At 56.6% G+C, this 15605-nt stretch carries 12 protein-coding genes and 2 pseudogenes; 6 read left to right on the top strand and 8 right to left on the bottom strand.

The window, feature by feature from the left end; genetic code table 11:
* The first annotated feature begins 113 nt into the window (after positions 1-113).
* The gene (ycaC, locus tag RYA97_RS14525; protein ID WP_005746486.1) at positions 114-740 is read left to right on the top strand and encodes an isochorismate family cysteine hydrolase YcaC; all 627 of its coding nucleotides are present in this window, start codon (positions 114-116) and stop codon (positions 738-740) included.
* A 10-nt stretch (positions 741-750) separates the two neighbouring features.
* On the opposite strand, the gene RYA97_RS14520 is transcribed toward ycaC, so the two are convergent.
* The 4 genes and pseudogenes from RYA97_RS14520 to RYA97_RS26525 form a co-directional block, all read right to left on the bottom strand.
* Positions 751-1611, bottom strand: a complete 861-nt coding sequence (locus RYA97_RS14520) for an SH3 domain-containing protein (RefSeq protein ID WP_316892564.1) — start codon at positions 1609-1611, stop codon at positions 751-753.
* Positions 1612-1636: 25 nt separating this feature from the next.
* On the bottom strand, positions 1637-2902 hold the full coding sequence (locus RYA97_RS14515; protein WP_005777883.1) for a hypothetical protein: 1266 nt from the start codon (positions 2900-2902) through the stop codon (positions 1637-1639).
* A gap of 174 nt (positions 2903-3076) precedes the next feature.
* Positions 3077-3511 (bottom strand): annotated as a pseudogene (locus RYA97_RS26530) (methyl-accepting chemotaxis protein); the annotation flags it as partial.
* 162 nt (positions 3512-3673) lie between these two features.
* Positions 3674-4300 (bottom strand): annotated as a pseudogene (locus RYA97_RS26525) (PAS domain-containing protein); the annotation flags it as partial.
* 350 nt (positions 4301-4650) lie between these two features.
* Here RYA97_RS26525 and RYA97_RS14505 point away from each other — a divergent pair.
* Complete coding sequence (locus RYA97_RS14505) at positions 4651-5610, top strand: GDP-mannose 4,6-dehydratase (protein ID WP_316892638.1); 960 nt, start codon at positions 4651-4653, stop codon at positions 5608-5610.
* An 87-nt stretch (positions 5611-5697) separates the two neighbouring features.
* Here RYA97_RS14505 and gmd read toward each other — a convergent pair whose 3' ends face one another.
* Complete coding sequence (gmd, locus tag RYA97_RS14500) at positions 5698-6744, bottom strand: GDP-mannose 4,6-dehydratase (RefSeq protein ID WP_005758761.1); 1047 nt, start codon at positions 6742-6744, stop codon at positions 5698-5700.
* A gap of 410 nt (positions 6745-7154) precedes the next feature.
* Here gmd and RYA97_RS14495 point away from each other — a divergent pair, with 410 nt between their 5' ends.
* Together RYA97_RS14495 and RYA97_RS14490 are read left to right on the top strand one after the other, a co-directional pair.
* Entirely contained in the window at positions 7155-8348 is a 1194-nt protein-coding gene (locus RYA97_RS14495) for a diguanylate cyclase (protein WP_316892560.1), read from the top strand.
* A gap of 83 nt (positions 8349-8431) precedes the next feature.
* Positions 8432-8869, top strand: coding sequence for a GNAT family N-acetyltransferase (locus tag RYA97_RS14490; protein ID WP_002552096.1), 438 nt, complete (start codon positions 8432-8434; stop codon positions 8867-8869).
* An 8-nt stretch (positions 8870-8877) separates the two neighbouring features.
* Here RYA97_RS14490 and RYA97_RS14485 read toward each other — a convergent pair whose 3' ends face one another.
* Positions 8878-10518: a methyl-accepting chemotaxis protein gene (locus tag RYA97_RS14485; RefSeq protein ID WP_316892558.1), complete on the bottom strand. Its 1641-nt coding sequence runs from the start codon at positions 10516-10518 to the stop codon at positions 8878-8880.
* 287 nt (positions 10519-10805) lie between these two features.
* Here RYA97_RS14485 and RYA97_RS14480 point away from each other — a divergent pair, with 287 nt between their 5' ends.
* Positions 10806-12821 (top strand): alkaline phosphatase D family protein, encoded by a 2016-nt coding sequence (locus tag RYA97_RS14480; protein WP_316892556.1) that lies wholly within the window; start codon positions 10806-10808, stop codon positions 12819-12821.
* 87 nt (positions 12822-12908) lie between these two features.
* Complete coding sequence (pcsA, locus tag RYA97_RS14475; RefSeq protein ID WP_002552093.1) at positions 12909-13628, top strand: phosphatidylcholine synthase; 720 nt, start codon at positions 12909-12911, stop codon at positions 13626-13628.
* 66 nt (positions 13629-13694) lie between these two features.
* Here the strand turns inward: pcsA and RYA97_RS14470 are convergent, their stop codons facing one another.
* Positions 13695-14903, bottom strand: coding sequence for a sugar transporter (locus RYA97_RS14470; RefSeq protein WP_316892554.1), 1209 nt, complete (start codon positions 14901-14903; stop codon positions 13695-13697).
* Positions 14904-15170: 267 nt separating this feature from the next.
* Complete coding sequence (locus RYA97_RS14465; protein WP_016980938.1) at positions 15171-15605, bottom strand: thiol-disulfide oxidoreductase DCC family protein; 435 nt, start codon at positions 15603-15605, stop codon at positions 15171-15173.

Raw genomic sequence — 15605 nt, 5'->3', positions numbered from 1 at the left:
CTGTGAAGAGACAGTAAAACGCGCGTCAGGCGCTTTTTCCCTTTCCGGTGAGCTACTAATCTGAACCCACGTTGAACGCCACACCTTACCTACCCAAACGAAAGGACTTGACCATGAAAAACGCCCCTTACAGCCGCCTGAACAAAGATGACGCCATCGTGCTGCTGATCGATCATCAGACAGGCCTGATCTCGCTGGTACAGGACTTCTCGCCGAACGAGTTCAAGAATAACGTCCTGGCCCTGGCTGACCTGGCCCGCTTCTTCGAACTGCCGACCATCCTCACCACCAGTTTCGAACAAGGCCCCAACGGCCCGCTGGTGCCGGAACTCAAGGCCATGTTCCCCGATGCGCCATACATCGCCCGTCCAGGCCAGATCAACGCCTGGGACAACGAAGATTTTGTAAAGGCGATCAAGGCGACCGGCCGCAAGCAGTTGATCATCGCCGGGGTAGTGACTGACGTGTGCGTGACCTTTCCGACCCTGTCGGCACTGGCTGAAGGCTTTGAAGTGTTCGTGGTCACCGATGCATCGGGCACCTTCAACACCACTGTCCAGCAAGCCGCCTGGTCGCGTATGACCCAGGCAGGTGCGCAGTTGATGAACTGGTTCTCGGTGGCCTGTGAGCTGCAAGGTGACTGGCGCAACGATATCGAAGGGCTGGGCAACCTGCTGTCCGAGCGGATCCCGAACTACCGTAACCTGATGAACAGTTATTCGGCACTGACTGCTCGGTAGAGGCCCGGCTTCAAATCAACTCCCACGTATCATTGGCCTGCCTGCAGAATGTGTTGTCCTGCTTTTCAGTGGTGCCACCGTTGGCTTCCAGGCTTACAGAAAGCGGTCGACAAGTAGTCTCGGCCGCTGTTTTGCCGGAGGGCAAGGAAGAGATTGAGCCCAGATCGAATGCTTCAGTCTCTTTACTGGCCGACACATTCATATCATCGAACCTGACTGAAGCAAGCCTCTTTCTGGTATCGGCATCGGACTGCGTCATCACGTAGTCCTTGTGCACGTAGCCCACGGTAACGCCCTTGCGCCCCACCAGAATCCAGTCACCGGTAGAACCCACGGCAGTGAATTGCGTATTGCCCGGCAGGCTGCCCACCTTGTCAGCGTTCATGTTCGGTGCAGAGCGCACGTTGAGGGTAGACCGGGTGACATAGGGTTGATTGATAAGCTTCATCGACGGCACGCCCTGAATGTTGGGCGTGCGTTTGACATCGATGGTCCGGACCGCCTTGAACTCCGGGCCTGGCGTGATCCGGGCGCTTGCATTGGAGTGATCGGAACGCCAGATGGCCGTGGGCTGCGCTACAGGAGATGCGGGCTGACTCAGAACTTCCTGAGTGCGCAGCGCCAGTGCCTGTTTATCCCTGTCGTCGAGCAACTGACCGATGCGGTTACCAATATAGCTGCCGATGCCTGCAACGATCAGCGCGGCTGCGATCTGACCGTTACCCTTGCCCATCGTTGCACCGACCGCCAGACCGGCGATACCGCCGATCACAGTACCCGCCTGTTCCTTGCTGATGCCCATCTGCGCGCATCCGGTGACTGAGGTGGCGATGCTTACCGCCAGAATTGATGCAACGAATTTCTTGCGCACGGGGCTTACTCCCTTTTGAAACGTTTTACTCGGCGTTGAGCAGAGGTCTGGTCAAGTTGTACAACATGGCTTCTGCAGACATCGCCCAATGAAAGACACCGGCCATGAGGGTCGGGCCGGCCTCGATGTCCTTGAACGCAGTGCGATAGCCTGGCGATTGAATGATTGCGTTACCGGCGAGCAATGGAACCATCACGATCAGGGCCACCGCTGCCGCTCTGACGGCGACAAGCCTCTTCTGTATGAACGCGCGCTGCTCGACGGTCGACAACAACAACCCGACGATATTGAGCGCGCCCATGAAAAGACCACTCAGCAACGACCAGGGTACGAACCACATGTTTTTGAGGACGCTCAGGCTCTGTGCGCCATGCACATCAGTGCGCGCAACGTCGCTGGCCATATTGCTGGCGATGCCATTGAGGTACGTGTTGAACTGACTGGGCGTGACAAGCAGGTCCATTCCTTCCACGTAGAGCGGGCCCAGAACCTGACGCGCCATGCCGCGCACCTGCGCAGTATTGGCCATCGCCTGACGGGTACGCAGGCCTGAAGGCATCGCCAACGCGTAGTCTTCGGCGCTCGGCGGGTCCTGTTGCAGGGCTGCGTTCGGGAGCGCAAGCGGTTTGCGTTTATTGCCCGCTACGCCAGAGCGCCGCAAGGCTTCTACCTTTGCGTATTCACGGGCGATATCGTCAAAGACCGGGAGGACTTCCGCTTGCAGCCGGCTGTAGAGCCTATCGGCGTTGCGTCGGGTATAGCCCTTGAAGACGGTTTGGGCGAAGCCCTGAAAATTGTGGCCAATCTGCTCGACGTACGAGCCCTGAACACTCATGAGTACGCCAAGATTGGCGATGAAGGCCTTGCCCTCGCCCTTGTCGCGATATTCCTGATAGGGAATGCCGGGTATCTGCACCGAATCGTAGAGCAGGCCTTTTTTCGTCACGTAGGCGTAAAGGCTGTAAACCCGCAGATCGGCCGGAAACGCTTCAGCAATCGCGTCCGGGACCACACCCTGAACCCACCAGGTCAGCGGGGCCAGTACCACGGTACTGAGCAGGATGGAGCGCATGAGATGCTGCTGATGTCCCCATTTCCCATGAGCCCAGATACACAGGCGCCAGGCCGCCAGGCACACGCTCACTGCGGCAAGGCTCTGCCCGTATATTTCCAGCGCCTGCAGGTTTTTGAGGGGAATATCGGCGCCTGCCTTGTTCAACAACTCTGCGTTGAACAGCAAGCCACCGATCAGGCAAAGGGCATTGAGAACGGTAAGTACAGCAAGCAGCATCCAACCAATCCTTGTCAGAGTGGAACCAGTGATTCACAACACTTGAGTGCGAAGGTGATCACTGACCAACTGCGGCGCATTCTGCCTGCCGTCCAAAAATGATGCCAGAGCTATCAGGTGTTGCCGGTCGTCCATGCCCTGCAACACCTGAAATACCGACAGTGACGTCAGCTGCTACTTCAACTGATTGGCAAACCGCCCCACCGCACCCACCACCTGTTTGGCCCCCTCCTGAATCTCGACGATCACCGCGCCGGCCTCGTTGGCCAGCAAAAGACCCTGTTCCGCCTGAGTGCGGCTGTTGGCCATGCCGCGTACCGCCTCATCGGCCAGCGACTGGTTTTGCTGCACGACGCTGACGATCTCTTCGGTCGCGGCGCTGGTGCGGCCGGCCAGTTGGCGGACTTCATCGGCGACCACGGCAAAGCCCCTGCCCTGCTCACCAGCGCGCGCGGCCTCGATGGCGGCATTGAGCGCCAGCAGGTTGGTCTGCTGGGCGATGCCGCCGATGGTCTGCACGATGGAGCTGATCAACAGGGACTGCTTGCCCAGTGCTTCGATGCCTGAGGAAGCCGACTGCATCTCTTCGGATATCTTGCGCATGGTCTGCACAGTGTTCTGCACCACATCCGCGCCGCGCTGGGCGCTGACGTCGGTCTGCTGGGAGATTTCAAACGCCACGCTGGCCGCCTGGCTGACTTCATCTTCGCGGGCGACCTGATCGGTCACCAGCGTGGCGAACTTGACGACCTTGTAGAGTTTGCCCTGAGCATCATGAACCGGGTTGTAAGTAGCCTCCAGCCAGACCTCACGCCCGCTGTTGTCGATACGCTTGAAGCGCCCTGCGACGAACTCGCCGCGGTTGAGCATCGCCCAAAACTCCCGGTACGGTGCCAGTGAAGTTTCAGCCGGATCACAGAACATGCTGTGGTGCTTGCCCTTGATCTGCGCCAGGTTGTAACCCATGCCACGCAGAAACTGGTCATTGGCCGTGAGCACGTGGCCGCCAAGATCGAACTCGATCACGGCGGTAGAGCGCAGCAATGCCTGAATGAACGCAGAGTTCTCGGCAGCGGTCTCGACTGTCTGGGTGATGTCCGACCCGTAGCATTGCAAGGTCACCAGTTTGCCCTGGTCATCCAGAACCGGCTGCCACATGGCACGAATCCACACCAGACTGCCGTTGGCATGCAGAAAACGGTAGTTGTCGATCACCGACTCGCCTTTCTGCACCGCCAGCTTGAGGTTACGGTAGCAATCGAGCTGTTTGACGTAGGACGGCACCATCTGGTCCAGATCCTTGCCCAGCAACTGGTCGGCAGAATAACCAAGCGCCCTCAGGAAGTTGTCATTGGCATGGACGATATGGTTGTTGGCGTCCAGACTCAGCGACACCATCCGCGCGTCCATCCCTTTCTGCATTTGCCGATACATAGATAACTCGGCGTGTTGTGCCTGTAATTCCTTTTTCAAGCGAGTGTTGAACATGACGGCACCAGTAGTGGGTTGTACGTATGTATCGGCCTAAGCGTAGACGGGATTAAGGCGTTTCGTCTGATGATGGCAGATTGAATTGATGTGGGTTGCCCGCATAACCGGGGCCTGCAATTGCGGAACCTTGAATGGGCAGGCTGATAACGAATGTGCAAGGCGAAACAAAATGCAGGAGCCATAGGTCACAACGGGTTGACCAGCTATTGCCTGCTAGACTCACTTGCTTGCAGCAACGCCATTAAGGACCCTCAATGATGCGACGCATTCTGATCACCGGTGCAAACGGTTTTGTCGGGCAGATGCTGTGCCGTAAGCTGCAGCACGCCGGGCACCATATTATTGCATTGGTGAGCCCTGACTCTCCCCCCTCCGCTTATGCTGCCGAATCGCTGCATTGTGACATTCGCGACGCCGCTGGCCTTGAGCAAGTGGTGTCTCAGGCAAATCCCACTCACGTTGTGCATTTGGCGGCTATTACGCATGTGCCTACCAGTTTCCAGGACCCTCTGGCCACCTGGCAAACCAACGTCATGGGAAGCGTGAACCTTCTACAGGCATTGCAACGCAAGGCCCCTCAGGCATTTGTGTTGTTTGTCAGCTCATCGGAAGTCTACGGCGAGGCATTCAAGCAGGGTATTGCGCTCGATGAAAACAGTGTCTGCAAACCCATGAACCCCTATGCCGCCAGCAAACTTGCCGCCGAAGCGGCCTTTTATGAGTACTTTCGTCGTGGCCAGAACGGTATTGTCGTACGTCCGTTCAATCACATTGGTGCCAGGCAATCGGCTGATTTCGCGACCGCGTCATTTGCTCGTCAGATCGCCTTGATAGAAGCAGGCAAGCAAGCACCACAGTTGAAAGTCGGCAACTTGCAAGCGGCGCGAGACTTTCTCGATGTGCGTGATGTGTGCAATGCCTACGTCGCCCTGCTGGACATGGCCACCAGGCAGGAAGCCTATCCTCAATGCCTGAATATCTGCAGCGGCGAGCCCGTCCGTATAGAGGCAATACTGAGTCAGCTCATGGCACTGAGCTCAGAGAGGATCGATGTGATAAACGATCCCGAACGAATGCGGTTATCTGACATCCCCTGCGCGTTCGGTGATAACTCCGCTATCCAGAAAATCACTGGCTGGACGCCCACCACAACGCTGCAGTCTACACTCACGACACTGCTGAATTACTGGCGCGATGAGATAGCTGCAACGGCTTGAGCTACCGGTTTTATGCGTGAGGGGCGTTGCGATCAACAACGCCTGAAACACCCAACCTATACCTACTAGAGTATGAAAGAGGGACGCTTAAAACGATGTTCCCTGCTGGTTACGCTTCAGATCGGCATCCACCATCAACCGGCATAGCTGCTCGAGACTGGTGTTCGCTTCCCAGCCAAGCACCTTCCTGGCTTTTTCAGGGTTGCCGATAAGCAGCTCCACTTCAGAGGGGCGATAGAATCTTGGGTTGACTTGAACAAGGGCTTTGCCCGTGGCCGCATCAATGCCCTGTTCGTTCTCTGCGCTACCTTTCCACTCCAGGTCAATATCGACAGCCTTGAAGGCCATTGCCACAAAGTCTCGAACGGTTTCGGATCGATGGGTGGCCAGTACGAATGAGTCGGGCTCATCAGCTTGCAGCATGCGCCACATGCCTTCGACATACTCCTTGGCAAAACCCCAGTCACGTCTGGCATCCAGATTGCCTAATTCCAGAAGTTGTGACATACCCAGTGAAATACGTGCGGCAGAATCGGTAATTTTGCGGGTGACAAACTCTTTTCCCCGCAGAGGAGACTCGTGATTGAACAGAATGCCGCTGGCACCGAAGATCCCATACGACTCCCGATAGTTGATCGTCATCCAGTGCGCGTAAAGCTTGGCCACACCATAAGGACTGCGAGGATAGAACGAGGTGCTTTCGACCTGTGGGACTTCTTGCACCTTGCCGAACATTTCAGAAGTGGACGCCTGATAAAAGCGTATTTTCGGGTTCACTATGCGTATCGCTTCAAGCAGGTTGACTGCGCCCAGGCCGGTAATTTCAGCAGTCGTTATCGGCTGGTCGAAGGAAACACCAACAAAGCTCTGCGCCGCCAGGTTGTAAATCTGGGTGGGCTCGGCTTTTTGCAGCAAGCGAATACTGGCACTCAAGTCAGTCAGGTCGTGTTCAACAAGGTGCAAATTCGGATGGCTGGCCACGCCAAGTTCTTCAAGACGCCAGAAGTTGACCGAGCTGGTACGGCGGTAGGTGCCGTAAACCGTATAACCTTTTTCCAGCAGCAACTGAGTCAGGTAAGCGCCATCCTGGCCAGTGATACCCGTGATAATTACAGATTCTCTAGGTGCATTCATAAATAGGGGATTCCGGTCCGGGCTGACGCGACTTCATTTATTACGCCGAGGTGCATTCATGACGCTCGGCACGCTCGCTTCGAAGGCAACCCACAGCGCTTGAGTCGAAGCATATGATCACTATAGATGCGGAATCTGATGTGCAAGCAGTCATTTTCAGTAAGTTATGTTTGCGAGCTCCTCCGAACAAATATCAGAACAGGATAAGTAGGCCGTGCGGTTTACCACTCTCACCGTGCGATTACCCTAGTGCAGATGACCAAAAGGAGAACAGCAGTCGTCCTGACGCCTTGCCGGAAAGTCGAGAGGAACCGCCGGTCGCCTTCAGGACACACACACCACACGCTGATAGCACTAAGACATCATTCATGATGTCCTAATGTCTCTCGATGTTAATGTACCGGTGTCACATGCTCGTTTCTGCCCTTGAACGCCCCAATCCTGAAGATGCACAACTCCTTGCGGAGGTAGAGCAGACGATTACTTCAGGTGTGGGTGCGTTGCGCTTCAGCCGGGTGCTTGAGCAACGCTACCAAGCGGAAACCAGACCACAGCGGCGCGAATTCTTGACGGCGGTGGGGGTTGGTGGCAGCCTGATCTACAACCTGTTTCTGATCAGTGACTGGTTGATTCTGCGGGATGTGTTTGTCTACGTGGCGCTGGGGCGTCTGTGCCTGATCACGCCGATGTTTATTGTGCTGTTAGTGCTGGCGCAACGCTTTTCCACTCGCTGGGCAATGGAAACGACCGCTGCGACCGCGACGGTACTGTGCTCGCTCATGCCCATGCTGGTGATGATTCACAGTCAGAGCCCGTATCAAATCTTTTATCAACTGGGCATGCTGTTGATCATGGTCTATTGCACCATGATCCAGCAATTGCCCCTGCGCCATGCAGCCGTCGCGATGTCATGCATGCTGATCATCCAGCTGGTGACAACCTACATTGCCAATTTCGCAGATTTTGTGATCTGGCAGGCCAATGCAGTGCTGTTCGTCTCCACGGTAGCGCTGCTGTTAATGGCTTCGTATTTTCTGGAGCGCGCCAGCCGCATGAGCTATCTGTTCGCGCTTCGCGGACGCCTGCTGCAAGTGCAGTTGATGGAGTTCGCACGCACCGATGGTTTGACCCGCCTGTTCAATCGACGCTATCAGGACGAAGTGATGACCTCGGTTTGGGAACGCGCGCGTAAAACACCGGCGGACGTGGCCATCATCCTGCTGGACATCGATCACTTCAAATCCTACAACGACAACTATGGGCACCCACAAGGTGATACCTGCCTCAAGTTGCTCTGTCAGAAAATCCAACAAAGCGCACATGAAAACGGTGCCGTGGCGTTTCGTTTTGGCGGTGAAGAGGTTCTGGTTTTAATGAATGGCGATGCCGGACAGGCCAGAGAAATGGCCGACGTCCTGCAGACCGCGGTCGCGGCACTCAAGTTGCCGCACCCGGTGCTGGGCGAAAGCGCGTTCGTTACTGTAAGCCTGGGGGTCGCGTGTGCAACCGCGCCGCAGACCACTGCCGACCATCTGATCAGCGCTGCTGACAATGCCCTCTACGCCGCCAAGCGCGCCGGACGTAACTGCGTTTGCTTTGCGTGAAATGACGCTTTGCAGGGCCTGGCTTTACCCCACATCCAGGCCGCTTTAAGCTCGTCGCGCAAACCAAGGCCAGGAGCCAGCGCATGAGCGTTCACATTGATGTCAATAACAACCCTACAGAAGAAGATCGCCTGGCGATTCTGGAACCACTGAAGCGCTTTAACGCCGAGCAAGCGGGTGACGGCAAGTCAGAGAAAGTGGCGATGTTCATTCGCGATGATCAGACCCGGGAAATTCTCGGTGGCCTGCACGCACGCATTCTTTATCAATGGTTGTTCATCGAGTTGCTGGTGGTGCCGGAGCAAACCCGGGGGCAAGGCATGGGCTCGCGTTTGATGCAGATGGCTGAGGATCTTGCGGTCGAGAAAGGCTGTGCAGGGATCTGGCTGGATACCTTCGACTTCCAGGCTCCGGATTTCTATCGCCGCCACGGTTACACCGAGTTCGGGCAGATTGACGACTATCCGCCCGGCAGCAAGCGCTTCTTTTTCCAGAAGCGCCTGCCGGTATCAGCGTCCTGACGCTTGCGTCAGACCTTGAACTTGCCTACCAGGTTGTTGAAGGAAATCGCCAGACGAGACAGCTCCTGACTTGAAGCGCTGGTCTGGTGAGCGCCAGCAGCGGTCTGGGTGGAGAGGTCCTGAATGTTGATCAGATTGCGATCCACCTCGCGCGCAACGTGGGACTGTTCTTCGGACGCGGTAGCAATCAGCATGTTGCGATCGTTGATTTCGGCAATGCTCTGCGCAATGCGCTCCAGCGACTGACCAGTGGCCTGAGCCAGGGATTGAGTATTGCTGGCAAGGGTACGGCTGTTGCCCATGGCCCGCACAGCCTGATCGGCACTGGTCTGGACGCTGCCAATCATGGCTTCGATTTCGCCAGTGGACGCCTGAGTGCGGGCCGCCAGGGCGCGTACTTCGTCTGCTACCACGGCAAAACCACGCCCTTGCTCGCCCGCTCGCGCAGCCTCGATGGCCGCATTGAGCGCCAGCAAGTTGGTCTGCTCGGCAATACCGCGAATCACATCCAGCACCTTGCCGATCTCGCGAACACGCCCGGCGAGCTCTTCAACCATCGTGGTCGAACTGCTGATCTCGTTGCTGACGTTGTTGATCGCAGTCACTGCGTCGCGAGCCTGATCACGGCCTGCGGCAGCCTCTGTGCTGGTCTGGCGTGAAGCGTCGGAGGTGGACATGGCGTTGCGCGCAACCTCTTCCACCGCAGCGGTCATTTCGTTGACAGCTGTGGCGGCCTGTTGAATTTCATCGTTCTGGCGTATTAAACCGCGGCTGCTTTCTTCTGTGACGGCATTCAGTTCTTCAGCCGCCGAAGCCAGTTGGTCTGCAGCGCTGGAAATCTGCCCGATAGTGCTCTTGAGGTTATCCTGCATGCCACTCAAGGCGACGAGCATCACACCCGCCTCGTCATGGTAGGGGCTGGCGATCGACTGGGTCAGATCACCATTGGCGATTCGCTGAGCATGAACGACCGCCGAGTTGATCGGTGTGCTGATCGCTCGGCTGATAAACATCCCCATGATAAAGGCGGCAAGAAATGAAATACCTATCCCTATATAAAGATTTTGTTGCGCTGACGCCTGCGCATGCACAGAAGTAACGGAGTCTTCAGCTGCCTGGCGATTATTGGAGTTAATGATGGTATTCAACTCATCCATAACTTTGAGATAGCCTGCGCTAACATCACGATCAATCAACGTTCTTGCTGCTGCGACGTCGCCAGACAATACGGTGGCCTTTGCGCGCTCGATAAGCGCCTGATAGGCGGGCCAGTCCTTGTCCATCTGATCCCCCGCGACACGCTCATCGTCGTCAAGGGGTGTGGATCGATAAGTAGCGTAACTTTTTTCAGCCTGAGCCCGGTTCTCCATAATACTCTTGACGATATCATCTTTGGCACGTTGCGCCTCATTGTCAGCTACCGCAGACAATAACCGATAGAGGTCGCGGTTCTGGGCGGTCACATTGGCTTTGACCTCATTGGTTTTTGTGATCGAAAGCAGGTTATTATTAAACACGTTATCAAGACTTTCAGACAAAATACTGATACCACGACTGCCTATTACACCCACTCCAAGAGTGAAAAGTGCACACAGGGCAAAAGAGATGAATAGCTTGGCGGACAGGCTTGCATTATAAAACCATTTCATAGCGAGAACCCTCGTTGGAAGACAGGGCATGGCAACCGGATAAACTCGCGGAGTTCAAAGTTTCATGCACGAGCGTGTATCGGCACTGTCACACAATCCTATAAAAGTATTTTGGAGCTTTTATTCCAATTCAATAGTTATGCAACAGATTCAATTATCTGAAAAAGTTCTGCTTGCTTGAAACGTTCCGAAACACGCTGACGTTATTTCACTCGATGTGTAACAAGAACTTTCCACGCTGACTGCGTTACTATCCGGCCTACGATCCATCAGAGCTTTGAATCAGGATGTCCTCTTCGTCCGCCGAACACTCCGCATCACTGCCATCCATCCTCGCAGGCCCGCTGTTACGCCGTCAGGAAGCCGGCCGTCTTGTGCTGTGGCTGGTAGGTTCGCGCCCGCTGAACCTGACGTTGAGTCTGCGTCATAGCGCGGCGGCTGATTCATCAAGCGGCTTTATCGATTACCTTCTGACCGGCCGGCAGTGTCAGGTTGTTGCAGTGGGTCGCCATGCGTTCATTCACCTGATCGACCTGCAACTGGAGGCAGAACTGCCCCTGGACACCTGGATCGATTACGACCTGTTGGTAGATGGCCAACCGGGCGGTATCGCCGAGTGGGCGCCGCACCTGCTGTACGACGGTGCCCGTTATCCGAATTTCGTAGTGCGCAGCAGCATTGATCAGCTCTTGCATGGCTCGTGTCGCAAGCCACATCACAGCGCGGCCGAGGGTCTGCTCTGCGTGGATCGCCTGTTGGCCGACAACCAGGACCCGTTGCAACGCCCTGCGCTGTTGATGATGAGCGGCGATCAGATCTACGTCGACGATGTCGCCGGGCCGATGCTGCGCGCCATTCATGTGCTGATCGAACGGCTGGGGTTGTTCGATGAGCAACTCGACGGTGCTGTTGTCGACGACAGCACCAGCCTTTATGCGCACCCGGCCAGCTATTACCAGCGTGCCGACCTGCTACCCGCCCTGAAAAGCAACGACACGCTGCGTGAGCGGTTCTTTGGTGGCACCAGCAAGCCGGTATTTACCAGCAGCACTGCGGATAACCATTTGGTCACTCTGGCGGAAGTGGTGGCGATGTACCTGCTGGTCTGGTCACCCACGCCCTGGACCCTGATCGAGCCAGGCAAGCCGCATCTGGAAGCCGACGAAGTCGAGCGTTATGCCAGAGAGCAGCAACTGGTCGAGGATTTCACTGCGGGGCTTGAGGGCGTGGCGCGTGCGATGGCTCACCTGCCGTGCATGATGATTTTTGACGACCATGACATCACCGATGACTGGAACCTGTCGGCAAACTGGGAAGAAACCGCGTACGGCCATCCCTTCTCGAAACGCATCATCGGCAATGCCCTGCTCGCCTATCTGCTCTGCCAGGGCTGGGGTAACAATCCCGACGCACTCAACGACCTGGTCCGGCAGGTACATGAACTGAGTGCAGCGGCTGTGCGCAAGGATAACTGGCTGGACAGCACGGCCCAGGACGCGCTGATCGATCAGTTGCTGAAGTTTCAACAGTGGCATTACGTTCTGCCGACCAGCCCGGCGCTGGTGGTACTGGATACGCGCACCCGACGCTGGCGCAGTGAATCGAATTTCAATCACCCGTCCGGCCTGCTGGACTGGGAAGCACTCAGTGAACTGCAACAGGAACTGATCGACCATAAATCGGCGATTATCGTGTCACCTGCCCCCGTGTTCGGCGTCAAGTTGATTGAGGCGATACAGCGTGTCTTCAGTTGGTGCGGCTACCCGTTGCTGGTCGATGCGGAAAACTGGATGGCGCATCGTGGCGCAGCCAATGTCATTCTGAACATCTTTCGCCACTCCAGAACTCCGGGCAATTACGTGATTCTGTCGGGTGATGTGCATTACTCGTTCGTCTACGAAATCCTGATCCGTCAGCGCAGTGGCGGGCCTCACATCTGGCAAATCACCAGCAGTGGCATCAAGAATGAATTCCCCCGTCGTCTGCTGGACACTTTTGATCGGCTGAATCGCTGGTTATACTCTCCCCGCTCACCTCTTAACTGGTTCACCAAGCGCCGCCTGATGAAGGTTGTTCCGCGCACGCCCGAGCACAGCAAGGCCGGTGAACGCTTATGGAACTCGGCAGGTGTCGGTCAGGTAATGTTCAATGAACAGGGCCAGCCGACCCTGATCAACCAACTCAATGCCAACGGTGACGCGCCTACCTGTTTCGTCGAACCGCAAGATTCCAGAGACGAGCGGTCTGACACAGATCGTGGTTTTCTGGAAAGTAACCGGGAAACAAGGGATAGTCACCGCTAAACTTATCGGCAATTGCCGGGTCGATAGTTGCTACCGGTCAGGTTTGCGGCACACCCTGGCAAGCATTATTTCCTGGAGAGCGCCCCCGTGATAACCAATCAACGCATAGCCAGACTCAACGCCTGGGGCGCGCATGGCTTCACCGCCACCGGCGTCGTCCTTGCGTTCCTGGCTACCATTGCCTTGTTCAACAACGAACCCAAAGCATGCCTGCTGTGGCTGGGCGCCGCCCTGATCGTGGATGGCGTAGACGGCTCACTGGCTCGCAAGGTCAATACCACCTCGGTACTGCCGCACTTCGATGGCTCGGTGCTGGACCTGGTCATCGACTACCTGACCTACGTGTTCATTCCGGCACTGTTCATCTATCGCTACATACCAGTGCCGGATTACACGTTGCTGCTCAGCGTATCGGTGATTCTGGTGTCGTCGCTGTTCTGCTTCTGCAACGTCGACATGAAAAGCAAGGACAACTACTTTCAGGGCTTTCCCGCGGCATGGAACGTAGTTGCCCTGTGCCTTTACATTCTGTCGCCCGCGCCGTGGCTGACGTTCATCACCATCATCGCCTTGGCATTGCTGACCCTGACCCGCATGAAGTTTCTGCACCCGTTTCGTGTGCGTCGTTTCATGCCGATCAACATCGCAGTCACCACCGTGTGGTTGTTGTCCAGCGCGCTGCTGATCATCAACCACCCACACAACGGTCCTGTGGTCATGGGGCTGTGGCTGGCGATGTCGGCGTATTTTCTCGGAATTTGTGTCTGGAGAACGTCGCTGGAGTGGCTGGGCCGGCTTAAAGCCTGACGCCGAGGCCTGAACAAAAAGCTCGCTGATCGCATTGCGCGGTCAGCGAGCTTTTTTATGCGCGCCCTATTTGCTCTCGGCCTGCACCTCGGCAGCAGGCGGGATTTTGCCGAAGTAATGCGTCGTAAAGCAGCACAACCCCAACCCGCCCAAGGCCAGCAGGCCGCCGACAATACCGACATTGGCAACCCCGAGATGGCTGCTGACCACGCTGCCGAGCAGCGCACCGCCACCAATACCGATATTGAAGATGCCCGAGAACAGCGCCATTGCCACATCGGTCGCATCCGGTGCCAGCGAGAGTACACGCGCTTGCAAGGTCAGCCCGAAGCACATGATCGCCATGCCCCAGATAATGGTCAGCGTGCCGAGCGCTGTCGCATCGCCGGAGAGTGGCAATAGCATGAGCAGGCAAACGGTCAGCGTGCCAATGGCGGTGATCAATAGCCCGTTAGGGAAGCGGTCGCTGAACAGGCTGAAGATGATCGAGCCCATGATTCCTGCACCGCCAAAGGCCAGCAGCAGAATCGTGGTCATTTCGCCGCTGAGTCGGGACACAGTCTGGGTGAACGGCTCGATATAGCTGTAGGCGGTGAAATGAGCGGTCACCACAATCGCGGTCAGCAGGTAGATCGCCATTAACCGTGGGCGTTTGAACAGGATCGGCAGGCTGCGCAACGAGCCGGAGTTCTGGCTGGGCAGCAAAGGCAGCGCGCGAGCCAATAGGAAGACTACCAGCGCAGCGATGCCGGCGATGCCCAGAAAGGTAGTCCGCCAGCCCAGGGCTTCACCCAGCACGCGGCCCAGCGGAATACCCAGCACCATCGCCAGCGACGTACCGGTCGCCAGCAGGCCAAGCGCCTGAACCTGCTTGCCGGGCGGTGCGATACGCACGGCCAGCGACGCCGTGACCGACCAGAACACCGCATGTGCAAAGGCGATACCGACCCGACTCACCAGCAGGATTGCGAAGCTGGGGGAGATTGCGGAGAGTACATGGCTGACCACAAACAGGCCGAACACGAACATCAGCAACTTGCGGCGCTCGATGTTGCGCGTCGCCAGCATCATCGGCAACGACATCAGCGACACGACCCAGGCATAGATCGTAAGCATCAGCCCGACCTGGGCCGGGGTCATCTCGAAGCTCTGGCCGATGTTACTCAGCAGACCGATCGGCACGAACTCGGTGGTATTGAAAATGAAGGCCGCCAAGGCCAGCGCGAATACGCCAAGCCAGCTACCTGCTTGCTCGTTTGGAGGTGAAGTTATCAAGAATCGCAACGCCCTGAAAATGTTCCGACCCGAAGGCCGATCGCCACGCATGAACACGCACGCCTGACACCTGTATGGAACCGCGGCTCGCCCCCACTGAAAAACCAACGCAAAAACGCTCCGCTCGACCTTCTGAATCGGGCGCAGTGTGCAAAGTGGATTATTGTGGATATGGGGAGTGAAGCCAGATGACACGAATTCTACGGACCGCCAGAGTGGATCACAACCCGTACAGTCATGACAGACTTTACAAATGACCGCCGGTCGTCAGCCGTCAAGGAAGCGCTGGCGGTTCTCGGGCGACGGCAACAGACAGTGATCATAGCGCCCGAACAGGCGATATCGGTTGAGCGCGATACGGTTGTAGGCCCAGTCCCTTAGAAAGCGTGGAAAAATACCCAGCACTTTCAGCAGCGGCCACGGCGCAGGCAGCAGCCCCATGATGTGCAGAAAGGCATCCGAGCGTACGAACACCCGATTGTTAACGATGACTGCGATGGTATGAAAATCGTCGAGCGGCAGCCCGGCCCACTTCAGCAATGCCTGCCCTTGCTCCGACTGTACGGAGGCCAAGCGCAGACGCTGATGTGGATCATGGCGAATCAGAAACTTCACCACACCATTGCACAGTTTGCAGACGCCATCGAACAGCACGACACATTCATCGGGTTTCAGATACGGGGCGGGGGTAGTCGTCGGCAC

Source organism: Pseudomonas syringae group sp. 26L6 (assembly GCF_032587815.1).
Lineage (GTDB): Bacteria > Pseudomonadota > Gammaproteobacteria > Pseudomonadales > Pseudomonadaceae > Aquipseudomonas > Aquipseudomonas amygdali.
The sequence above is the reverse complement of the archived record's forward strand: the minus strand, read 5'-3'. Positions and strand labels throughout refer to the sequence as shown.

Excerpts from the sequence above, each read along its gene's own strand:
- ycaC (WP_005746486.1), top strand. The coding sequence starts at position 114 with ATGAAAAACGCCCCTTACAGCCGCCTGAACAAAGATGACGCCATCGTG.
- RYA97_RS14515 (WP_005777883.1), bottom strand. The coding sequence starts at position 2,902 with ATGCTGCTTGCTGTACTTACCGTTCTCAATGCCCTTTGCCTGATCGGT.
- RYA97_RS14505 (WP_316892638.1), top strand. The coding sequence starts at position 4,651 with ATGCGACGCATTCTGATCACCGGTGCAAACGGTTTTGTCGGGCAGATG.
- gmd (WP_005758761.1), bottom strand. The coding sequence starts at position 6,744 with ATGAATGCACCTAGAGAATCTGTAATTATCACGGGTATCACTGGCCAG.
- RYA97_RS14495 (WP_316892560.1), top strand. The coding sequence starts at position 7,155 with ATGCTCGTTTCTGCCCTTGAACGCCCCAATCCTGAAGATGCACAACTC.
- RYA97_RS14490 (WP_002552096.1), top strand. The coding sequence starts at position 8,432 with ATGAGCGTTCACATTGATGTCAATAACAACCCTACAGAAGAAGATCGC.
- RYA97_RS14485 (WP_316892558.1), bottom strand. The coding sequence starts at position 10,518 with ATGAAATGGTTTTATAATGCAAGCCTGTCCGCCAAGCTATTCATCTCT.
- RYA97_RS14480 (WP_316892556.1), top strand. The coding sequence starts at position 10,806 with ATGTCCTCTTCGTCCGCCGAACACTCCGCATCACTGCCATCCATCCTC.